Annotated in this window: 19 protein-coding genes; 14 read left to right on the top strand and 5 right to left on the bottom strand. The window is 67.9% G+C overall.

The annotated features are described in order from the left end of the window. Positions 1-212: 212 nt before the first annotated feature. Positions 213-1,097, bottom strand: a complete 885-nt coding sequence (locus ACSDHM_RS14065) for an energy transducer TonB family protein (RefSeq protein WP_151354840.1) — start codon at positions 1,095-1,097, stop codon at positions 213-215. Next, a complete protein-coding gene (gene gshB, locus ACSDHM_RS14060; RefSeq protein WP_061478899.1) occupies positions 1,097-2,044 on the bottom strand; it encodes a glutathione synthase in 948 nt (315 codons plus the stop codon). The genes ACSDHM_RS14065 and gshB overlap by 1 nt, the downstream gene beginning before the upstream one ends. A gap of 240 nt (positions 2,045-2,284) precedes the next feature. Between gshB and pilG the strand changes: the two genes are divergently transcribed. The 7 genes from pilG to ACSDHM_RS14025 all read left to right on the top strand — a co-directional run bounded on the left by pilG (position 2,285) and on the right by ACSDHM_RS14025 (position 14,280). Next, entirely contained in the window at positions 2,285-2,686 is a 402-nt protein-coding gene (gene pilG, locus ACSDHM_RS14055; protein WP_005418455.1) for a twitching motility response regulator PilG, read from the top strand. 18 nt (positions 2,687-2,704) lie between these two features. Continuing rightward, positions 2,705-3,067: a response regulator gene (locus ACSDHM_RS14050; RefSeq protein ID WP_005410717.1), complete on the top strand. Its 363-nt coding sequence runs from the start codon at positions 2,705-2,707 to the stop codon at positions 3,065-3,067. Continuing rightward, positions 3,067-3,597 (top strand): chemotaxis protein CheW, encoded by a 531-nt coding sequence (locus tag ACSDHM_RS14045; RefSeq protein WP_065178184.1) that lies wholly within the window; start codon positions 3,067-3,069, stop codon positions 3,595-3,597. Before ACSDHM_RS14050 ends, ACSDHM_RS14045 begins: the two co-directional genes overlap by 1 nt. Positions 3,598-3,638: 41 nt before the next feature. Then, positions 3,639-5,675 carry a methyl-accepting chemotaxis protein gene (locus ACSDHM_RS14040; protein ID WP_049415562.1) on the top strand — a complete coding sequence of 679 codons (2,037 nt, stop codon included), beginning with the start codon at positions 3,639-3,641 and terminating at the stop codon, positions 5,673-5,675. 100 nt (positions 5,676-5,775) lie between these two features. Beyond that, complete coding sequence (locus ACSDHM_RS14035) at positions 5,776-12,495, top strand: Hpt domain-containing protein (protein WP_439426336.1); 6,720 nt, start codon at positions 5,776-5,778, stop codon at positions 12,493-12,495. Continuing rightward, positions 12,482-13,819 (top strand): chemotaxis protein CheB, encoded by a 1,338-nt coding sequence (locus ACSDHM_RS14030; RefSeq protein WP_088496837.1) that lies wholly within the window; start codon positions 12,482-12,484, stop codon positions 13,817-13,819. Before ACSDHM_RS14035 ends, ACSDHM_RS14030 begins: the two co-directional genes overlap by 14 nt. Beyond that, a complete protein-coding gene (locus ACSDHM_RS14025; protein ID WP_005418442.1) occupies positions 13,816-14,280 on the top strand; it encodes a chemotaxis protein CheW in 465 nt (154 codons plus the stop codon). Before ACSDHM_RS14030 ends, ACSDHM_RS14025 begins: the two co-directional genes overlap by 4 nt. Positions 14,281-14,368: 88 nt before the next feature. Here ACSDHM_RS14025 and ACSDHM_RS14020 read toward each other — a convergent pair whose 3' ends face one another. Both ACSDHM_RS14020 and bioA read right to left on the bottom strand, forming a co-directional pair. After that, positions 14,369-15,106 carry a 16S rRNA (uracil(1498)-N(3))-methyltransferase gene (locus tag ACSDHM_RS14020; protein WP_111007840.1) on the bottom strand — a complete coding sequence of 246 codons (738 nt, stop codon included), beginning with the start codon at positions 15,104-15,106 and terminating at the stop codon, positions 14,369-14,371. After that, positions 15,097-16,488, bottom strand: a complete 1,392-nt coding sequence (gene bioA, locus ACSDHM_RS14015; RefSeq protein WP_216358873.1) for an adenosylmethionine--8-amino-7-oxononanoate transaminase — start codon at positions 16,486-16,488, stop codon at positions 15,097-15,099. The genes ACSDHM_RS14020 and bioA overlap by 10 nt, the downstream gene beginning before the upstream one ends. A 77-nt stretch (positions 16,489-16,565) precedes the next feature. Here bioA and nudE point away from each other — a divergent pair, with 77 nt between their 5' ends. The 7 genes from nudE (at position 16,566) to gcvH (ending at position 21,296) form a co-directional block, all read left to right on the top strand. After that, positions 16,566-17,129, top strand: a complete 564-nt coding sequence (gene nudE, locus ACSDHM_RS14010) for an ADP compounds hydrolase NudE (protein ID WP_005418435.1) — start codon at positions 16,566-16,568, stop codon at positions 17,127-17,129. Next, complete coding sequence (cysQ, locus tag ACSDHM_RS14005; protein ID WP_111007839.1) at positions 17,126-17,929, top strand: 3'(2'),5'-bisphosphate nucleotidase CysQ; 804 nt, start codon at positions 17,126-17,128, stop codon at positions 17,927-17,929. Before nudE ends, cysQ begins: the two co-directional genes overlap by 4 nt. Positions 17,930-17,942: 13 nt before the next feature. Then, complete coding sequence (gene mazG / locus ACSDHM_RS14000) at positions 17,943-18,782, top strand: nucleoside triphosphate pyrophosphohydrolase (RefSeq protein WP_072168555.1); 840 nt, start codon at positions 17,943-17,945, stop codon at positions 18,780-18,782. Beyond that, on the top strand, positions 18,779-19,108 hold the full coding sequence (locus ACSDHM_RS13995; RefSeq protein ID WP_072168556.1) for a YnfA family protein: 330 nt from the start codon (positions 18,779-18,781) through the stop codon (positions 19,106-19,108). The genes mazG and ACSDHM_RS13995 overlap by 4 nt, the downstream gene beginning before the upstream one ends. A gap of 124 nt (positions 19,109-19,232) precedes the next feature. Then, positions 19,233-19,535 (top strand): DUF962 domain-containing protein, encoded by a 303-nt coding sequence (locus ACSDHM_RS13990; protein ID WP_049415586.1) that lies wholly within the window; start codon positions 19,233-19,235, stop codon positions 19,533-19,535. 159 nt (positions 19,536-19,694) lie between these two features. After that, the gene (gene gcvT / locus ACSDHM_RS13985) at positions 19,695-20,807 is read left to right on the top strand and encodes a glycine cleavage system aminomethyltransferase GcvT (RefSeq protein ID WP_049438098.1); all 1,113 of its coding nucleotides are present in this window, start codon (positions 19,695-19,697) and stop codon (positions 20,805-20,807) included. A gap of 93 nt (positions 20,808-20,900) precedes the next feature. Further along, complete coding sequence (gene gcvH, locus ACSDHM_RS13980) at positions 20,901-21,296, top strand: glycine cleavage system protein GcvH (RefSeq protein ID WP_005418426.1); 396 nt, start codon at positions 20,901-20,903, stop codon at positions 21,294-21,296. A 292-nt stretch (positions 21,297-21,588) separates the two neighbouring features. Here gcvH and ACSDHM_RS13975 read toward each other — a convergent pair whose 3' ends face one another. After that, positions 21,589-21,960: a hypothetical protein gene (locus tag ACSDHM_RS13975; protein ID WP_134968390.1), complete on the bottom strand. Its 372-nt coding sequence runs from the start codon at positions 21,958-21,960 to the stop codon at positions 21,589-21,591. Positions 21,961-21,982: the final 22 nt, after the last annotated feature.

The following is a 21,982-nucleotide window of genomic DNA, read 5'->3' as shown; positions in this document are numbered from 1 at the left end:
AGCAATGGTGCGCCGCGATCTGTCAGAGGCGGGGCGGTGTCGGGCGGCGGGGTATCCGCGGCATGGACGCCGCGGCTAAGCCTACACGGATGTACTTGCGGCGTCCCCGTCGCCCGACACCGCCCCGCCAAGCTTCAGTACACCAACCGCTGCTGTTGCTGTTGCTCTAGCCCTTCAGCGGGTCCCGGGCCGCAGGCCCGGGCACCAAAACCCTACCGGTCGTCGCGCAGTTCGCCGCCCGGCAGGAACACCCACGTGCGGGTCACCTGCAGGATGTCGATCTCGTCCTCGGTCTTTGGCAATGGCGGGAACGGCTGCGCCAGCTTCACCACCCGCAGCGCCGCTTCATCCAGCAGCGGCGTCCCGCTTGAACGCAGAATGCGGCTGCTCTCCACGCTGCCATCGCGCCGCACGCCCACGCTGATCACCACTTGGCCGCCGAGCCGGCGCTGCCGGGCCTCGTCCGGATAATTCAGGTTGCCGACGCGCTCGGCACGGTCGACCCAGGCGCGCAGGTAATTGGCATAGGCATATTCACGCGTGCTGGCCGACACGAACTTGCGATTCGGGCGCTTGGCATACTGCGCCGAGCGCAGATGCACTTCGGCAGCCAGTCGCGCCATCTCCACATCGCGCTGCTCGCGTGCACTCAACGGCGCGTCCGGCTCGGGGCGTTCCGGGGTTGGCTGGGCCTGCGCCTGTGCCACCGTATCCTGTCCGTTGCGGCTGCTGACCACCCGTGCCTGCGGCGGCGGAACCGGGGCGGCCGATTGCTGTTGCTGCGGCACCGGGCTCAACCCGGACCGGGCCTGCGGCACGATGCCGGCCTGGTTGTCGCGCGGACGCTGTGCGCGGTCGTGCTCGCCACCGCCTTCCTGGTTGGCGGCGGCAAGGAAATCAGCCTGCTTTGGCGTCAGTGCGGTGCGCGTCTGGCTGAAGATCACTTCCAGCGTCGGCACCAGCGGAGCATCGCCTTTCACGGCGAAACCCACGCCCAGGATCAGCAGGGCGTGGACCAGCACCGACAGTGCGATGGTGGCCCCCAGCCGTTGCGCTTCGCGTGGCGGCGGGGGCAGAACGGCGGGTGCGGACGGCATCAGCGCAGGCCGGCCTCGAGCGCGTCGAACAGGGTGCCGGCAATGTTCAGGCCGTACTGCGCGTCGAGCTCGCGCACGCAGGTCGGGCTGGTCACGTTGACCTCGGTCAGGTAATCGCCGATCACGTCCAGGCCGACGAAGCGCATGCCACGACGCTTCATCTCCGGGCCAACCTGGCCGGCGATCCAGCGGTCACGCTCGCTCAGCGGGCGCCCTTCGCCACGGCCGCCGGCCGCCAGGTTGCCGCGGAACTCGTCACCCTGGGGAATGCGCGCCAGGCAGTAATCGACCGGTTCACCGTCGACCAGCAGGATGCGCTTGTCGCCGGCGGTGATGTCGGGAATGAACTTCTGGGCCAGCGCCAGCTTGCGGCCGCCGTCGGTCAGTGTCTCCAGGATCACGTTCAGGTTCGGATCGCCCTGGCCGCTGCGGAAAATCGAGCGGCCGCCCATGCCGTCCAGCGGCTTCAGCACCGCCTGGCCGTGTTCGAGGGCGAAGGCCTTCAGCGCCTTGGCATCGCGGCTGACCAGGGTCGGCGGGCAGCACTGCGGGAACAGCAGGGCTGCCAGCTTCTCGTTGTAGTCGCGCAGGCCCTGCGGGTTGTTGACCACACAGGCACCGGCAGCGGCGGCCACGTCCAGCACCTGGGTGTCGTAGATGTACTCGGCGTCGACCGGCGGGTCCTTGCGCATCAGCACGATCTGGCCGGGCCCGAACTCGGTACGGCTGAACTCACCCAGCTCATACCAGCCGGCCGGGTCGTCGCGCACCTGCAGCGGCGCGGTCTGGGCCACCGCCACGCCACCTTCCAGGGCCAGTCCGCCCGGCCGCACGTAGTGCAGGGCATGGCCGCGGCGCTGGGCTTCCAGCAGCATGGCGAAGGTGGTGTCCTTGGCGATCTTGATGTGGGCGATGGGGTCCATCACCACGATGACGTTCAACGGCATGGGCGCACCTGTCAGGCAAGGCGTTGATGGTAGCGGCAACGCCGGTCGCGCGCCTCCCCGCCATACTGCAACGCAGCGTCCGCCCGGCGGTCGCGCACTCATTGCGAAACCCGTCACGTTCAGGAGGGGGCCATGCCCCGCGCCGTGGGGCGGCCTTGAAGCGGGCGCGGAAAGTGCGATATAGATACGCTTTCGCAGCGGCCCCCGCCAGAGATCGGGCCGTGCGCTTGGGGATAGGCAATGACTGAAAACACGACTGCGGGCGGGGAACTCGCAGGACTCCGGGTGATGGTCATCGATGACTCGAAGACCATCCGCAGGACTGCGGAAACGCTGCTCAAGCGCGAAGGCTGCGAGGTGGTCACCGCCACCGACGGCTTCGAAGCGCTTGCCAAGATCGCAGACCAGCAACCGCAGATCATCTTCGTCGACATCATGATGCCGCGCCTGGACGGGTATCAGACCTGCGCGCTGATCAAGGGCAACCAGCTGTTCAAGGCGACCCCGGTCATCATGCTGTCGTCCAAGGATGGCCTGTTCGACAAGGCGCGGGGACGCATCGTCGGCTCGGAGCAGTACCTGACGAAGCCTTTCACGCGTGAAGAACTGCTGGGTGCCATCCGCACATACGTCAACGCCTGACCAGGGGGGAAAGGCACAATGGCTCGTATCGTCCTGATCGAGGATTCACCGACCGACCGCGCGGTGTTCACCCAGTGGCTGCGCCGTGCCGGCCACGAAGTGCTGGAAGCGGACAACGCCGAGGATGGCCTGCAGCTGGTCCGCGACCAGGTGCCGCAGCTGGTGCTGATGGACGTGGTCCTGCCCGGCATGAGCGGCTTCCAGGCGACCCGTGCGATGGCCCGTGATGCGGCGATCAAGCACATCCCGGTGATCATCGTCAGCACCAAGGCGATGGAAACCGACAAGGCCTGGGGCCTGCGCCAGGGCGCCGCCGATTACATCGTCAAGCCGCCGCGCGAGGATGAACTGATCGCGCGGATCAACGAACTGGTGGCCTGATGCGCTCGCCCTTCGACATCCTTGAAGCCTATGAACGGCGCAGCCTGGCCCATGCGGTGCAGTTGCCCGGAAAACAGTTTGCCCAGGACCTGTGGCGTGGCGTGGGTTTCCGCGTCGGCCAGCGCCGGCTGGTGTCCGATTTCCGCGAAGTGGTGGAAATCGTACCGATGCCGCCGGTGACCCCGGTACCCTGTGCGCAGCCCTGGCTGCTGGGCGTGGGCAACCTGCGCGGCAACCTGTTCCCGGTGGTCGACCTGAAGTACTTCCTGGAAGGCACGCGCACCGTGCAGCAGGAAGGCCAGCGCGTGCTGATCATGCGCCAGGCCGGCGGCGACGTCGCACTGACCATCGATGAACTGTTCGGCCAGCGCAGCTTCGAGCTGGACCAGCAGATCGAAGCGGGCACGTTGGCCGATGGCCGCTACGGGCATTTCGTCGATCGTGCTTTCCATGCCGACGGCCATGACTGGGGCGTGTTCTCGCTCTCGCTGCTGTCGCGCACCCCTGAATTCCGGCAAGCCGCGGCCTGAGGCCAGGCATCGCCCCCTGCATTGAAGATCGAGGTTGAACGATGAGTACTGCTTCGGACGCCACCAAGACCGGCAAGCTGCGGCTGGGCGGCAGCAACCTCTGGCTGTTCCTGCTGCTGGCATCGATGATCCTGTTCGGCGTCAACACCGGCGTCGCCACCTGGCAGGGCAGCCGCCTTGCCGACGCCGGCTCCAAGGCCGCCGACCTGCAGGTGCTGTCGCAGCAGCTGGCCAACCAGGGACGTGACGCGGTCGGCGGCAACGCCCAGGCCTTCACCGCCTTCAAGGCCACCCGCAACGCGATCGAGCAGAACGTGTCGACCCTGCAGGGACGCTACGGCAAGGAGCCGGGCGTAGCCGGTGCCATCGCCACCCTCGGCGAGACCTGGGCGCCGCTGGGCAAGCAGGCCGGGCAGCTGGTGGCCAGCGAACCGGCCGTGCTGGCGCTGGCCGGCAACGCGAACAACTTCACCGGCGCAGTGCCGGGCCTGCAGGCCCAGCTGAACGAGCTGGTGCGTGCGATGTCCGCTTCCGGCGCGCCGTCGTCGCAGGTGTACAGCGCGCTGCAGCAGGTTGTGGTGGCCGGTTCGATGGCCCGCCGCGTGACCGAAATGCGTGCCGGTGGCAGCGCCGCGGCGACCTCCGGCGATGCGCTGGCACGTGACATCACCGTGTTCTCGCAGGTGCTCGACGGCCTGCGCAACGGCAACGAGGAACTGGGCATCACCGCCGTGCGCGGTGCCGCCGCCGTGGCCGCGCTGGAACAGTCGCAGCAGAAGTGGGAAGCGATGAAGCAGGACGCCGACGCGATCCTGGCCAGCTCGCGCCAGCTGTTCGCGGCGCAGTCCGCTGCCACCGCGCTGGGCCAGGGTTCGGCCCACATGCTGGATGACAGCCGCAAGTTGTTCGACGCGTTCTCCTCGTTCGGCTCGGTATCCGACACCCGCCTGTTCCCGAACTTCTGGATTGGCGTGGTCTCCGGTGCGCTGTCGCTGATCGCGATCATCGGCTTCGTCTCCACCAACGTGCGCAGCCGCTCGCGCGAGCAGGAACTGCGCTACCAGACCCAGGTGGAATTCAACAGCCGCAACCAGCAGGCGATCATGCGGCTGCTGGACGAAATCTCCTCGCTCGGCGAGGGCGACCTGACGGTGAAGGCCTCGGTGACCGAGGACATGACCGGCGCGATCGCCGACGCGATCAACTACGCGGTCGACGAGCTGCGCCACCTGGTGACCACCATCAATGACACCTCGGCCAAGGTCGCGATGTCCACCCAGGAAACCCAGGCCACCGCCATGCAGCTGGCAGAGGCCGCAGGGCACCAGGCCAACCAGATCACCTCGGCTTCGGACCGCATCGGGGAGATCGCGGCGAGCATCGAGCAGGTGTCGCGCAACTCGGCCGAGTCGGCCGACGTGGCACAGCGCTCGGTGGTGATCGCTGCCGAAGGTGCCGGCGTGGTGCGCGAGACCATCCAGGGCATGGACCAGATCCGTGACCAGATCCAGGAAACCTCCAAGCGCATCAAGCGCCTGGGCGAGTCGTCGCAGGAAATCGGCTCGATCGTGGAACTGATCAACGACATCTCCGAGCAGACCAACATCCTGGCGTTGAACGCGGCGGTGCAGGCCGCGTCGGCCGGTGAAGCGGGCCGCGGTTTCGCGGTCGTGGCCGACGAAGTGCAGCGCCTGGCAGAACGCACCTCGGGTGCGACCCGACGCATCGAAAACCTGGTCCAGGCCATTCAGGCCGACACCAATGAAGCGGTCACCTCGATGGAGCAGACCACGGCCGAAGTGGTGTCTGGTGCGCGCCTGGCCGAGGACGCCGGTACCGCGCTGACCGAGATCGAACGCGTGTCAAACGCGCTGAACACCCTCATCAAGAACATCTCCATCGCCGCCCAGCAGCAGTCGGCCGCCGCCTCGGACATCACCCGCACCATGGGCGTGATCCGGCAGATCACCGGGCAGACCTCGCAGGGTGCCGGACAGACCGCCGAGTCGATCGGCCACCTCGCGCAGCTGGCGGCGGACCTGCGCCGTTCGGTCGCCGACTTCAAGCTGCCGGCGTGACGCGGGTAGGGCGGCGAGCAAGGAACCAGTCGATGAAGCATTTCCATTCCCCACGCCAGAACTCGCGCGGCCACCGCGCGGCGGCGAACGGAGCGCGTCCATGAGCAGTCTGCGCGATGCGATGAGCCACGCAGCGCTGGGCTGGGTCAAGCCCGAGCTGGACGAGACCCTGCGCCAGGTGCGCAACGAGGTCGAGTACTACGCAGAAGATCCCACCGATGCCAGCCGCATGCGCATCTGCGCCGGCTACCTGCACCAGGTGCAGGGCACCCTGCGCATGGTCGAGCTGTATGCCCCGGCGATGGTGGCCGAAGAACTGGAGCAGCTGGCCAATGCCATCGGCGCCGGTCGCGTGGCCGACCGTGATGAAGCCTGCGCAACCCTGATGCGTGGCAGCGTGCTGCTGCCCGACTATCTGGAACGCCTGCAGAACGGCCATCGCGACATTCCGATCGTGCTGATGCCGCTGCTCAACGAGATCCGTGCGTCGCGCGGCGAAGAAGGCGTCACTGACAGTGTGCTGCTGGCCTTTGCGCCGGAGAGCGTCACCGCCACCGAGGCCGAGCTGGACCATGCCCGTGGCAGCCTGAGCGGACGCAACCGCGAGCTGCTCGACACGGTCGGCAGTGCGGTGAAGGAAGAACTGCTGCGCATCAAGGATGCGCTTGACCTGCACCTGCGCACCGGTGGTGCGCCGGAACAGCTGCAGACCCAGGCCAACGAGCTCGGCGCCGTGGCCGATACGCTGGGCATGATGGGCCTGGGCGTGGCCCGCGGCGTGGTCGTGCAGCAGCGCGATGCGCTGCGCGGCGTGGTCGAAGGTCGCCAGCAGATTGACGAGAACCTGCTGCTGGATATTGCCGGTGCACTGCTGTACGTCGATGCCTCGCTGGACGACCAGGTTGCCCATCTGGGCGCCGGCGGCAGTGGCGAGGACGATCCGAGCGCGGTCGAGAACCGGCGCACGGTGGAGGTGCTGGCGCATGAAGCCATCGCCAACTTCGCCGCTGCCCGCGAGCATTTCGTCGCCTTCATCGAAACCAGCTGGAACCATGCCGAGCTGCAGGATGTACCACGCCTGCTGGGCGATGTGTCCGGCGCGCTGCGCATGCTCGACCTGGGTACCGCCGCCGATTACCTGCGCGGCGTGCAGCAGTACATCGAGGCCGAACTGATCGGCCGCCAGCGCGTGCCCAGTGGCCGCCAGCTGGACACCCTGGCCGATGCCATGGCCAGCCTGGAGTACTACCTGGAAGCCCTGCGCGACCGCCGCCCGGGCCGCGAGGACATCCTCGAAATCACCCGCAGCAGCCTCGAGGCTCTGCGCTACTGGCCGCTGCCGGAGCACAATGCCGTCGCGCCGGACGCGCCGGCACTGCTGCCGGTCGAACGTGAGCTGGTTGCGTTGCAGGCCGAGCCCCTGCAGCCGGAGCGCGTCGAGGTTCCGGTGCAGCCTGCGGCGCCCGCTGCCGGCGACGTGCCGGTGCCACTGCCGGACTTCACCTTCGATCCGCCGCCGGCCTCGCCGGCGCCGATGGTGTCCGACAACCGCCTGATGTTCGGCGCACTGGGCACCGTGGCCGCCGTGGCCGCCAGCAAGGCTGATATCGATGCTTCGCCGTCGCCGACGCACGACGATGCGGGGGCATCGCTGGTCTTCGCGGCGTCCAGCGCACCTGCGCCGGATGTCCCGCAGTGGGAGCTGGCGCCGTTCCATCCGGAGGCCGACGCCATCGTGCCTGCCGATGACGAGCGCAGCCCGACCTTCGCCAGTTTCGATCCGGTCAGCTTCGAACTGGCTGACAGCGGCCCCCCCGGTGCACCGCAGTGGTCGCTGTCCGAGGCGCCGCAGATGCTTGAGGACACCGCAGCGCCTGTGATCGATGAGAGGACGGACGCGGTGGATTCCTCCGCGACCGCTTTCGATGCTGCACCGGTATTCGACCCGGTGGCGGCCGAACAGGATGCGGCTGCCGTGGCCGACGACGTGGTGTTCCGCTTCGATGCCGACGCGCTGGACAACGCTGACGACGTGCTGTCGCTGCATGCGATGGAAACGCCGTCGCTGGACGATGACGCCGCGTTGCATCCGTCGCTGGAGATCGTCGATGCCGTCGTCCCGCCGCTGACCGGGGTGGATGAGGCCCCGGATGACCTGCCGGTACCGTCGATCACGTCGCCGTTGATCGATGCGGCGGCTCCTGCGGCGGATACGTCCGCTCCGGCCGTGTCGGTGATCGATATCGACACCATCGCGCCGATCGATTTCAGCGAGGCCGACGCCCAGTTCTTCGCCGAATTGAGTGCGGCCGCTGCCGGCTTCAACCCACAGGCGATGGCCGCTGCGGCAGCGCCAGAGGCGGTGGATTCGGCCGTTGCCGGGACCGATGCCGACACCAATGCGGGCTTCGACGCTGGTTTCGACGACGATGCCGAGAACATCGACGAGGACATCCGCGAGGTGTTCCTGGAAGAGTTCGACGATGAGCTGGCCAATCTCGGCACGCTGCTGCCGGCATGGCGCATGCAGCCGGACAACATGGACCGGCTGCGCCCGATCCGCCGCATCTTCCATACCCTCAAGGGCAGTGGCCGCCTGGTCGGCGCACGCACCCTGGGTGAGTTCGCGTGGAAGATCGAAGGCATGCTCAACCGCGTGCTGGATGGCAGCCGCGCCGCATCTCCCGCCGTGCTGGCGATGGTCGACAACGCGCATGCGGCGCTGCCGCAGCTGAACGCGGCGCTGCGCCATGGCCACCGCATCAGCGTTGACCTGCAGGCCATGCAGGCCATCGCCGATCGTGTCGGTGCAGGCGAGGAGACCTACTACGTCCCCCTGCCTGGGGCCACTGCACCGGTCGCACCGCTGGCCGAAGCCGAGGGCGAAGACGAGATCAGCCGCATTCTCGACGCGGAGATTGCCGCTTCGGCGCTGGCCGATACCGCCGAGGAGGCCGAAACCACCGGCACGCCGGCCAACATCGACAGCGTGTTGCGCGAGATTCTCGAGGCCGAGGTGGAAGTCCATCAGGCCACCCTGCAGGACTGGCTGCGTTCGGCGCAGCAGGCACCGCAGCCGGTCAGCGACGCACTCCTGCGCGCAGTGCACACCATGAACGGCGCCTTCGCGATGACCGAAGTGCCCGAGATCACGGCTGTAACCGGCGGTGCAGAGTCCTACATCAAGCGTGCACTGGCCGCCGAAGTGGTGCCGGGTGATGAGGGCGTGGCCGCGCTGGATGCGGCCGCGCAGGCGATCACCGCCACCATGGAAGCGCTGCAGGCCGAACAGCCGCGTATCGCACCGCAACAGGTACTGGCACAGCGCCTGCAGGCGCTGGCCAGCGAGTTGCCGGAAGCGCGCTGGCCGATGGTGGGCCTGGAGGACGACGAAGCCGAGCTGGCGCTGGATGACGAACCGACGGCGGAATGGGATGCGGACGCCTCGGCAGCCATCGCGCCTGAAACCGATGCGGTACCGCCTTCGTCCGTCGCGCCGGAGCAGGAACCGCAGGCAGTTGCCGATGTCGCCGAAGCCCCGGTCGAGGATGCGGCGATCGAGGGCGAGGGCGGGCTGGAGGTCGGTGAGCTGACCGCCAGCGACGATCTTTCGCGCTACTTCGATGCCGGATGGCCGTCGGTACCGGGTGAGGGAGCGGCGTCGCTACCGGTGGTCGAATCGATCCAGGTGGCCGACGATGTTCCGGGCGTTGAGGTAGACGGTGTCGAGACGGAGGCCGAAAGCGCGCCGCTGTTGGCCGACGATGCCGGTTTGACCGTCGTGGACGATCTGTCGCCGTACCTGGATGCCAGTGCGCTGCCGGTCGACGACCGCGATGCCGAAGAGATTCCGGATGCTGTCGAAGCCGTCGCATCTGACCTGAATGCGTCCTTGTTCGATCACGTGCACGTCGCGGACGCTGAGGCATTCGAGACGCCTGCTGCACTGCCACTCGACAGCGAGCTGTCGAGCCTGCAGGATGAAATGGCTGCGCCGGGGTTTGCAGAACCGGTCTCGCTGGACGCCGCGCTCGAGGCCGGCCTGCACGTGATCGACGAAGAGCAGCCCCTGGCCGACGACGGGCAATGGTCCGTGCTCGGCCTGCAGGCCAGCGAACTCGCGCCGGGCGAGGCGGAAGCCTTTGCCGAGGATGCGGACGTCGGCGGGGAGGCGGCGATCGGTGAAGGAGAGAGCGCCGATCAGCCGTCCCCGGCGACGGTGAATGAGGAGATCGCGGAGGCCGCGACGCCGGCCACCGCCGAACCGGTGCGGTTCTTCGAACTGGAAGACGCGCCGGGCCAGGTGGAAGTCCACGCCGAAGCTGCCGATGCCGATGCCGATGCCGTATCGGATGCCCCGGCCGTTGGCGCGCCTGACGCCGACGTGGTTGAAACCGTGGCACCCGACGTCCTTGACATCCCGGTGCCGGAAGACAGCGCCGATACGCTCGACTTCAGCGTCTACGATCGCGAGCTGGTCGACATCTTCGTCGAGGAAGGCAAGGACCTGCTCGACCACTGTGATGGCCTGATCAGCGATCTGCGCGATGCGCCGCAGGACCGCGAGGTGCTGGCCGGCCTGCAGCGTGACCTGCATACCCTGAAGGGTGGCGCACGCATGGCCGGCATCAACGCCATCGGCGATCTTGGCCACAGCATCGAATCGTTGCTGGAAGCCGTCGCCGCTGGTCGCACCGAGATCGAACGCCGCGATGTGCAGTTGCTGGAGCGCGGATTTGATCGGCTGCACCAGCTGCTCACCCGCACCGGCGACCACCGCGTGGTGGAACCGGCGCAGGACCTGGTCGATGCGTTCGAAGTGCGTACCACCACCGATATCGCTGCGGCGGCTGCTGCAGCCGCAGCCGCAGCCAACGTGGCGAGCGTCGCAGAAGCCACTTCGGCACCGGTTGCCAGTCCGGCATCGGCACCGGCACTGCTTGATGCGCCACTGTCAGCACCGCTGCCGGCCGAAGGCGTGGTCGATGAAGATCCGCTGGCACGCCCGCAGCAGGAACAGGTGCGCGTGCGCGCGGATCTGCTCGACCGCCTGGTCAACCATGCCGGTGAAGTAGCGATCTACCGCTCGCGCCTCGAGCAGCAGCTCGGCGCGTTCCGTGGTGCGATGGGCGAGCTGGAGCGCACCAATGCGCGACTGCGCGACCAGCTGCGCCGGCTCGACCTGGAAACCGAAGCGCAGATCGTCGCCCGCTACCAGCGTGAGCAGGACCAGGCAGACCAGAAGTTCGATCCGCTGGAGCTGGACCGCTTCTCCACGCTGCAGCAGCTCAGCCGTGCGCTGAACGAATCGGCGGCCGACCTTGGCGGCCTGCAAGGGGTACTGGACGATCTGTCGCGCCAGTACGATTCGCTGCTGCAACAACAGTCGCGCGTCAGCTCCGAGCTGCAGGACGGCCTGATGCGCGCGCGCATGGTGCCGTTCGATGGCCTGGTGCCGCGCCTGCGCCGCGTGGTCCGCCAGTCCGGCATGGATACCGGCAAGCAGGTGCACCTGACCCTGGAAGGCACCCACGGCGAACTGGACCGCAATGTTCTCGACCGCATGGTCGCGCCGCTGGAACACATGCTGCGCAACTCGGTGGCCCATGGCCTGGAAGCGCCGGAACAGCGCCGCGCCGCCGGCAAGCCGGAAGAGGGCGAAGTTGCCATCCGCCTGCACCGTGAAGGCTCGGAAATCGTGCTGGAAGTGGCCGATGACGGTGCCGGCCTCGATCGCGAAGCGATCCGCCGCCGCGCCATCGACCGTGGCCTGTTGGCCGCCGACGCGCAGCCGAACGATCAGGAACTGGACAACCTGATTTTCGCCTCCGGTTTCTCCACCGCCGACCAGGTCAGCCAGCTGGCCGGTCGTGGCGTGGGCATGGACGTGGTGCGCAACGAAGTGCGCCAGCTGGGCGGCTCGGTCGACATCCAGTCGGTGCGCGGCCAGGGCGTGCGCTTCACCCTGCGCCTGCCGCAGACGCTGGCCGTCACCCAGGCGGTGTTCGTGCAGATCGGCGAGACCACCTTCGCCGTGCCGGTGGCCTCGGTCAGCGGTATCGGCCGCCTGTCGCGCGAACGTTTCGAGGCCGCCGACAGCAGCTACCGCTACAGCGGCGAAGACTATCCGTTGTATGACCTCGGCAGCCTGGTCGGGCAGGCCCCGGCGCGTGCCGATGGCCAGGACCAGGTGCCGCTGTTGCTGGTCCGTGCCGGTGACCTGCGTGCAGCCGTGGCGATCGACCAGGTGCTGGGCAACCGCGAAATCGTGGTCAAGCCGGTCGGCCTGCAGATCGCATCGGTACCGGGCATCTACGGTGCCACCATCACCGGCGATGGCCGCGTGGTGGTGATCCTGGACGTCGCGCCGCTGGTGCGCCGCTTCCTGGCCAATCCGACGGCACCGGTGCTGGCCAATGCACCGCGCGACGAACGCCAGGTGCCGCTGGTGATGGTGGTCGATGACTCGCTGACCATGCGCAAGGTGACCGGCCGCATCCTCGAGCGCCACAACTTCGAAGTCAGTGTCGCCCGCGATGGCGTGGAAGCACTGGAGCGGTTGGAAGAGCGCGTGCCGGACCTGATGTTGCTGGACATCGAGATGCCGCGCATGGACGGCTACGAGCTGGCCACTGTGATGCGTGCCGATCCGCGCTACAGGGATGTGCCGATCGTGATGATCACCTCGCGCAGCGGCGACAAGCACCGCCAGCGTGCCTTCGAGATCGGTGTCCAGCGTTATCTGGGCAAGCCGTACCAGGAACTGGACCTGATGCGTAACGTGTACGACCTGCTGGGGATCGCCCGTGTCCGTGAGTGAAACCCATCCGGCCCCGGCCGTCGCCCTGCTGGCCCGCCCCGGTGCGGCGCGTGAACGCCTGCGCGAGGCACTGGCGCATGCCGATGTACAGCTGGTCCTGGAAGATGATCCGAACGGCCTGGAGCCGCAGGTCCTGCAGGCCGCGGATCCGCAGTTCGTGGTGATCGCGCTGGAAGCTGCCATCGAGGACGCACTGGAACGGTTGGAATCCGCGCTCTCGGCACCGGGGCTGACCCTGGTGTTCGATGAGGCTGAGCTGGCCGCCCGCCGCGACGGCTGGGAGGCGCAACGTTGGGGGCGCCACCTGGCCGCCAAGCTGCACGGCCACCAGCAGGTGTTGCCGCCGGGCGCCGAAGAAGAGCCCAGCCTGCAGCTGGAGCCTGGTCATCCGGCGCCCGCGCCGGCGCCGCAGGAAGAAGCCCTGCGCACGCACCTGGAACAGGCGCTGAGCTGGGCCGATGACGTTCCGGCCGACGGCCTGTATTCGCCACCGGCAGACCTGCACGAACCGATCGCGCTGGAGCAGGCCCTGGCGGCGCTGCAGCCGGTCGTGCCCGAGCCTCTGGATCCGCCTTCGGCGCCGCAGGCACTGGCCGAACCGGCGGCGCCCGCGACACCGCCGGTCTCCTTCGATCACACCGCCTGGTCGCTGGTCGAGGAATCGATCGAAGCACCTGTATCGGCAGAAGCCGTGGCGCCGGTCGTCGCGCCGCAGCCCTCGTTCGATACCGATCATTTGAGCCTGGTCGATCTGGATGCCGCCGCCCCGGCCGGTGCGCGTGCCGCATCGCTGCTGGTGCTGGCCGGCATCGGTGGCCCGGATGCGTTGCGTCGCCTGCTCGGCGCACTGCCTGCGTCGTTGAGCGTGCCGGTGTTGGTGCACATGCGTCTGGATGGTGGCCGCTACGGCAACCTGGTCAAGCAGATGTCCCGTGTTTCGCCGTTGCCGGTGCAGCTGGCCGAGGCCGGCCAGCACGCGGTGCCGGGCGAGGTGCACGTGCTGGCCGATGATATCGGCGTGCGCGCGGCCAGCGATGGCCTGCATTTCCAGAGCGATGCCAACGGTATTTCGCTCGCTTCGCTGCCGGCCGAACACACCGCACTGGTGCTGCTCAGCGGTGCCGACCTGGCCCACGTAGGCCCGGCGCTGGACCTGGCGGCCGCCGGTGCGTGGGTGGCCGGGCAGGTGGGCGAGGGCTGCTATGACCCGGCGGCGGCCACCGCCGTGGTGGCTGCCGGCATGGTGGCCGGTGAACCGCAGGAACTGGCGCAGGCAATTGCCGCGCGCTGGGGTGAGCAGGACGACAACGGAGACGCACCATGAGCTATGCCAGCAATGACGAAATCCGCGGCGTCCTGATCCAGGCCGGCAACGAGCGCGTGCTGCTGCCCAATGCCACCGTGGCCGAAATGATGTCGCGCGTGCCGGTGCAGCCGGTCTCCGATGCGCCGCGCTGGCTGGTAGGCGAGATCGGCTGGCACGGCTGGCAGGTGCCGCTGGTGTCGTTCGCGCGCCTTTCGGGGCTGGGCGAAGAGACCGTGGCCGGCCACAACAAGGTGGTGGTGCTGAAGTCCCTCAGCGGCAACGCGCAGCGCCCGTACTACGCGCTGCTGACGCAGAACTTCCCGCAGCTGATCTCGGTGCCACGCGATGGCCTGCTGGCCGACGCCTCCGAAGAAACCCTGCCGCAGACCGTGCACATGCGCGTGCTGTTGGGTGAGCAGAGTGCGCTGCTGCCGAACCTGGACGCGTTGGAAGCGGCGCTGGATTCGCTCGCCGCCTGATCCACCAGACCGGTAGTGCCGGCCGCTGGCCGGCAACCTCATGATCCCGTGGATGCCGGCCAGCGGCCGGCACTACCACGAACCTGTCTTATCCCAGGTCGCCCAACCGCGCCTGCAACGCCGCGACCGCGGCCAGCCCGGCCGTTTCCGTGCGCAGGATCCGCGGGCCCAGCTGCAGTCCCTGGAACCCTGCCGCCGCCAGCTGGTCGCGGTCGCGCGGCGACCAGCCCCCTTCCGGGCCGATCGCGAGCACGACGCCCCCTGCCGGAGCGGCCGTCAGCGTCGACAGGCGATGTGCGCCCCGCGGATCCAGGGTCAGCCGCAGCGTATCGGCCGGCAGCGCCGCCGCGGCCTGCGCCAGCGACAGCGGAGGCCCCACCTGCGGAATGCGCGCACGCCCGGACTGGCCGCAGGCCGACGTCACCACGTTGTTCCAGTGCGCCACGCGCTTCTCGGCGCGCGCGGCATCGAGCTTCACCTCGGTGCGCTCGGCGTTGACCGGAATGATCGCCGCCACGCCCAGTTCGGTGGCCTTCTGCAGGATCAGGTCCATCTTCTCGCCACGGGCGATGCCCTGCAGCAGGGTGATCGCCAGCGGTGATTCATTATCGATGGCCTGCACAGCATCGATGCGCACCTGCACTTCGCGCTTGCCGGCCACGGTCAGCGTGGCGCTGTAGTCATGGCCGTCGCCGTTGAACAGCACGCAGGTGTCTCCCTCGCGCAGGCGCATCACCCGCACCAGGTGGTTGGCCGTCTCTTCCGGCAGGGTCACGGTCTGGCCGCTGTGCAGCGCCAGGTCGATGGGGCAGCGGGTCACGCGCATGCAATCGCCTCGTCGATGGCCGCCAGCGTGGTGTGTGCCAGCAGCTCCAGTTGTTCGTCATCCACGCAATAGGGTGGCATCCAGTACAGCACGTCGCCCAGCGGGCGCAGCACCACGCCGCGCTTGAGGGCGGCCTTGTAAGCGTGCAGGCCCAGCCGCAGGCCCGGGTCGAACGGCGTGCGCCTGTTGCCGTCGCGCGACAGCTCGAACGCCACCACCATGCCGGCCTGGCGCACGTCGGCCACGTGCGGATGGTCGGAAAATGGCGCCGCCAGCGTGCCCATCACCGACGCGATGCCCCGGTTGCGGGCGATCACATCGTCGTCGCGGAAGATGTCCAGCGTCGCCAGTGCCGCCGCGCAGGCCAGCGGATTGCCGGTGTAGCTGTGCGAATGCAGGAAGGCGCGCTCGCGCGAGTCGTCGAGGAAGGCGTCGTACAGCGCCTGCGTGGCCAGCACGGCGGCCAGCGGCAGGAAGCCACCGGTCAGGCCCTTGGAAAGGCACATCAGGTCCGGCATCACCCCTGCCTGCTCGCAGGCGAACAGGGTGCCGGTGCGGCCGAAGCCGGTGGCGATCTCGTCGGCGATCATGAACGCGCCATGGGCATCGCACAGTTCGCGCACGCGCTGCAGATAGACCGGGTCATGCATGCGCATGCCGCCGGCACACTGCAGGCGTGGTTCCAGGATCACCGCGCAGATCTCGCCCGGATGCTGGTCGAACAGCGTGGCCAGGCCGTCGGCAGCCTGCCGCGCGCGGTCGGCCGCGCTCTGGCCGGGTTCGGCCAGGTAGGCATCGGGCGACGGCGCGAACAGCGCTTCGGCCAGCAGCGGCGCATAGACGCGGCGATACAGCGGGATGTCACCCAGCGCCAGCGCGCCCAGGGTCTCGCCGTGGTAGCCGTTTTCCAGTGCAATGAAACGCGTGCGCCGCGGCTCCCCACGGTTCTGGAAATACTGGAAGGCCATCTTCAGCGCCACTTCCACGCCGGCCGAGCCGTTGTCGGCGTAGAACACTTTGGCCAGCGGCTCGCGGCCGGGCTGGCGTGGTGCCAATGCCAGCAGGCGTTCGGCCAGGGTGATGGCCGGCTCATGGCTGAAGCCGGCCAGCATCACCTGTTCCAGCTGCGTGGCCTGGGTGGCAATGGCACCGCCGATGCGCGGTTCGGCATGACCGAACAGGTTGGTCCACCAGCTGCTGACGGCGTCCAGGTAGCGGTGGCCGTCGTGGTCGATCAGCCACGCGCCTTCGCCACGGGCGATCGGCACCAGCGGCAGGGTGTCCGGATGCTCACGCATCTGCGTGCACGGGTGCCACAGCACCTGCAGGTCGCGCTGCCGCCAGTGGCGGGCCAGCGGGGAGGGGGTCGGGTCTGCTAGCATTTCGGGCTCATGAACATGTTGCTGCCTGCACATTCTATCGGCCCCGGCGCAGCCGCCGGTCGCCGCGGAGATTCCGCATGAACGATGACCGTGCCGGCCGTCGCTTGCCGATCATCCATCGGATCACCGATGAGGAGAACGGCCCCTTCCAGCGCCAGCATCTGGACCTGGAGTTCTCCAACGGTGAACGTCGCCGTTTCGAGCGCCTGGTCAGCCGTGGCCACGGTGCGGTGGTGGTGGTGCCGATGCTCGACGATGAAACCGTGCTGCTGGTGCGTGAATACGCCGCCGGCATGCATCGTTACGAACTGGGGCTGGTGAAGGGCAGGATCGACGCCGGCGAGACCCCCGAGCAGGCTGCCGACCGCGAACTGAAGGAAGAGGCTGGTTATGGTGCGCGCCGGGTCGACGTGCTGCGCGCGATGACACTGGCCCCGACCTACATGAGCCACCAGTCGTGGCTGGTGGTGGCGCGCGACCTGTACCCGGAAAAACTGGCCGGCGACGAGCCGGAAGAACTGGAAGTGGTGCCGTGGAAGCTGGCCGAACTGGACCAGCTGATGTTGCGCGAGGACTTCTCCGAGGGACGCTCGCTGGCGGCGCTGTTCATTGCCCGCCAGTGGCTGCAGGGAACGCGATGATCAAGCTGACGACGGACCTGCGCGAGACCGCCATCGCCATCGCCCAGCAGGCCGGCCAAGCCATCATGCAGGTGTATGCCGATGGCTTCGAGGTCCAGATCAAGGACGACAACAGCCCGGTCACCGCGGCCGACCTGGCGGCCAACCAGGTCATTGAGCTGGGCCTGCAGCAGCTGACACCGGACCTGCCGATCCTGTCCGAGGAATCGGCGCAGGTGGGCTGGGAGCATCGCCGCCATTGGGGCGCTTACTGGCTGGTGGATCCGCTCGACGGTACCCGCGAGTTCGTCAAGCGCAACGGCGAATTCAGCGTCAACATCGCCTTGATCTACCAGGGCGCGCCGGCATTCGGCGTGGTGCTGGCGCCGGTCACCGGCATTGTCTGGCATGCCATGCGCGGCGAACTGGCCTATCGGCGGCAGGGCCTGCATGACACCGTGCTGCGCACCCGCACACCGGCCACGGCTCCGCTGCGCGTTGCCGCCAGCCGCTCGCACCGTTCGCCGGAAACCGAGGCGCTGCTGGCGCGCATGGGCCGCATCGAGACCATCGCGCAGGGCTCGTCGCTGAAATTCTGCCGGATCGCCGAAGGCGGCCTGGATGTCTATCCGCGGCTGGGCCCGACCTCCGAATGGGATACGGCCGCCGGCCAGTGCGTGCTGCATGCCGCCGGCGGCGCGGTGCTGTCGGCGGCGACCGGCAAGCCGTTCCGCTACAACCGCCGCGAGACCCTGTTGAACGGCGATTTCATTGCCCTTGGTGATACCAGCCTGCCGTGGCGCGACTGGTTGTCCGACTGATCCTGGAGGCCGCATGAGCGCGCACGACACCCCCACCACTGGCAGCGCCGCAAGCAACGAACTGGAGCGCCTGCTGGCGATCATGGCGCGGCTGCGCGACCCGCAGGGAGGCTGCCCGTGGGATCTGGAGCAGAACTTCGCGACCATCGCCCCCTACACCATCGAAGAAGCCTACGAGGTCGCCGATGCGATCGACCGCGGCGACCTGGACGATCTCTGCGACGAGCTTGGCGACCTGCTGCTGCAGGTGGTGTTCCACGCACGCATGGCCGAGGAGCAGGGGGCGTTTGCCTTCGCCGAGGTCGCCCGTGCGATCAGCGACAAGATGCAGCGCCGTCACCCGCACGTGTTCGCCGATGTCAGCGTGGACGATGCCGACGGGGTGACGCGCAACTGGGAGGCGATCAAGCGCGCCGAGCGTGCCGCCAAGGGCGAGCAGGACACCTCCGCACTGGCCGGTATCTCGCGCGGCCTGCCGGAATGGCAGCGGGCGGTGAAGCTGCAGTCGCGCGCAGCCAAGGTCGGTTTCGACTGGCCGGGTCCGCTGCCGGTGCTGGACAAGGCCGCCGAGGAGCTGCAGGAGCTGCGCGAGGAGTTCGAACGCGGCGATGTCGCGGGCAACAAGGCGCGCCTGCAGGAAGAACTGGGCGACCTGCTGTTCGTCTGCGCGAACCTGGCGCGTCATGCCGATATCGATCTGGGCGCTGCACTGCGCGGTGCCAACCACAAGTTCGAGCGTCGCTTCCGCGCGATGGAAGCGCAGGCCGACGCACAGGGGGAGGCGTTGGCCGAACTGGACCTGGATGCGCAGGAAGCACTGTGGCAGCAGGCCAAGGCAGCAGAGAAGGCGTGAAAACGCTTGGCCTGTTCCTGCTGACCGCGCTGGCCGAGATCGTTGGCTGCTACCTGCCATGGTTGTGGCTGCGCAAGGGAGGCAGCGTCTGGCTGCTGCTGCCGGCGGCGGCCAGCCTGGCCCTGTTCGCCTGGCTGCTGACCCTGCACCCGACGGCCAGTGGACGGGTCTATGCCGCCTACGGTGGCGTCTACATCGGCACCGCGCTGTTCTGGCTGTGGCTGGTCGATGGCATTCGTCCCAGCCGCTGGGACCTGCTGGGCGCAGCGCTGTGCCTGGCCGGCATGGCGGTGATCATGTTCGGGCCGCGCACCTCATCGGTGTAGAGCCGAGCCATGCTCGGCTGCTCTCCTTCCGACCGCGCTGGCGCGCGCAAGCCGAGCATGGCTCGGCTCTACAAGGTCAGCGATGGCGCATGATGTGGGCGACCCTGGTTCCCCGAGCCTGCTCATGTCCCGCTTCGCCAGCTTCCGCGAGTTCTATCCGTTCTATCTCAGCGAACACCGCCACCCGGTATCGCGGCGGCTGCACTTCATCGGCAGTTGCGGGGTCCTGCTGCTGGTCGCCACTGCCTTGCTGCGCGGCCAGCCGCTGTTCCTGCTCGGCGCCCTGTTCTGCGGCTACGGGTTCGCCTGGGTCGGCCATTTTTTCTTCGAGAAGAACAGACCGGCGACGTTCCGCCATCCGCTGTACTCGTTCATGGGTGACTGGGTGATGTTCCTCGACATCCTGCGTGGGCGGGTGCGCCTGTAGCGGGCGGCTGCGGCGCTTTGCGGGCATTGCCTCGCCGGCAGAGGAAAGGGTGGGGCGGGTTGCACTTCCGCTTGCATGAACCGCTGCGCTGCGGCACGCCTGCGGGCGACCGATCTGGGATAATGGGGTTTCCTGTTTCCTCTGCTGCCGGACCCGGTCATGACCCAGAAGACGCTGCTCAACGATACCCACCGCGCCCTTGGCGCCAAGATGGTCGATTTCGGGGGTTGGGACATGCCCATCCACTACGGCTCGCAGCTGGACGAGCACCATCTGGTGCGCCGTGAGTCCGGCGTGTTCGACGTCAGCCACATGACGGTGGTCGACCTGCGCGGTGACCAGGTCAAGCCGTTCCTGCGCCGCCTGCTGGCCAACTCGGTCGACAAGCTGAAGGTGACCGGCAAGGCACTGTACTCGTGCATGCTGAATCCGCGCGGCGGCGTCATCGACGACCTGATCGTCTACTACCTGGGCGACGACTTCTTCCGCATGGTGGTCAATGCCTCTACCCGCGAGAAGGACCTGGCCTGGCTGCGCGAGCAGGCTGCGCCGTTCGGCGTCGCCGTCGAGCAGCGCCCGGACCTGGCCATCCTCGCCGTGCAGGGCCCGCAGGCGCGCGACATCGTGATCGGCCTGGCCCGCGAAGCCGACCGCGCAGCGTTGACCAAGCTGGGCCGCTTCGCCGCCCTGCAGGTGCAGTCCGATGACGGCGTCGAGCTGTTCGTCGCGCGCACCGGCTACACCGGTGAAGATGGTTTCGAGATCCTGCTTCCGCAGGACGCCGTGGTCGCCTTCTGGAACCGCCTGCTGGCGGCGGGCGTGAAGCCGGCCGGCCTTGGCGCGCGCGACACCCTGCGCCTGGAAGCTGGCATGAACCTGTACGGCCAGGACATGGACGAAGAGATCAGCCCCTACGAAGCGGCGCTGGCCTGGACCGTGTCGCTGGACGAAGGCCGCGACTTCATCGGCCGCGACGTGCTGGAGGCGCAGAAGAGCGCCGGCACCGCGCGCCAGATGATCGGCCTGGTGATGGACGAGAAGGGCGTGCTGCGCCATGGCCAGACGGTCACCACGGCCAGCGGCCAGGGCGAGATCCTGTCCGGCACCTTCTCGCCGACGCTGGCCAAGGGCATCGCCTTCGCCCGCGTGCCGGCCGGTGAACTCGGCGAGGTCACCGTCGACATCCGTGGCCGTCAGGTGCCGGTGCGGGTGGTCAAGTTCCCGTTCGTTCGGGAAGGCCAGGCGCAGCCCGGCGTGCTCGCCGACGCCTGATCCGTACGTGCCGGTCGTCACTGACAGCAGTGGTGGCCGGTTGGTTACACTAGCCCCGTTTTTTCCACCCCTGCATATCTCTGGAGCAGTCCCATGAGCGAGATCCCCGGCGACCTCAAGTTCCTCAAGTCCCATGAGTGGGCCCGTGTCGAAGGCAATGGCCGCGTCACCGTCGGTATTTCCGACCACGCCCAGGGCCTGCTGGGTGACCTGGTCTACGTCGAACTGCCGGAAGTCGGCGCCGACGCCAAGGCCGGCGAGCAGATCGCCGTCGTCGAGTCGGTGAAGGCCGCCTCGGACGTCTACAGCCCGATCAGCGGCAAGGTCGTCGAGGTCAACTCGGCCCTGTCCGACAAGCCGGAAACCATCAACGAAGATGCCTACGGCGAAGGCTGGATGTTCGTGGTCGAACTGACCAACGCCGATGAGGTCAACGAGCTGCTGGATCCGGACGCGTACGCCGAAGCCCTGGAGAACGAAGACCACTGAGTCGTCGTTTCCGGATTCTGGAACGGCCACCTTCGGGTGGCCGTTTTTGTTTTGGCGACTGCACCGGACTCATGACGCGGGGTTCGCTGCGCACCCTCGGCGTGGCATCAGCCGACAGGCGAACGGTGCCGATGGGCGTGCGCAGTTTTGCGCAAATCCGCGTTTCAGCCCCGCGCCGACGCACTCGGATGTGAAAACTTTTCGCCCCCTGTTGCGGCGCCGTTGTGCTGGCGTTGGTGGCGGCGCCGGTGACCATCGACGTCGCACGCGCGATGCCGTTGCGAGTCTGTGTCTAAATGCGCGGAGTGCTTATTTCAAGTGTTTTTTGTTCAACGTATGCATCGATGCCGGTGCATGCAGCACGCTTGCGCGATGCTTCAACCGCCATCGCGGGCCGCGTAGAGCAGTGGCGCCGACGGCGCTCGGAAAGGCGCGGATGTGAAAATTTTTCGCGGGGGTTGTTGACAGTAAAAAAAACCGTGATTAGGTTTCGCCTCAGCAGACCTTGCCTGCCCAACCGAGTGCGCAGAATCAATCGTCCGATGCGAAGCAGCCCCTTCAAGACCACCGCGACCCTGATGACGGTGGACACGGCCCCGCTTCCCCCGGAGAAATGCAAGGCACCTCCCGTTCCGATGTCCGCTCCGCCGATCGAGGCGGGCATCGCCGCATCCGTAACGGCGCGC

It is taken from the genome of Stenotrophomonas sp. T8 (assembly GCF_051853085.1).
Taxonomy (GTDB): Bacteria; Pseudomonadota; Gammaproteobacteria; order Xanthomonadales; family Xanthomonadaceae; genus Stenotrophomonas; species Stenotrophomonas sepilia.
Note: the sequence above shows the minus strand (reverse complement) of the source record. Positions and strands in the feature narration are given on the sequence as shown.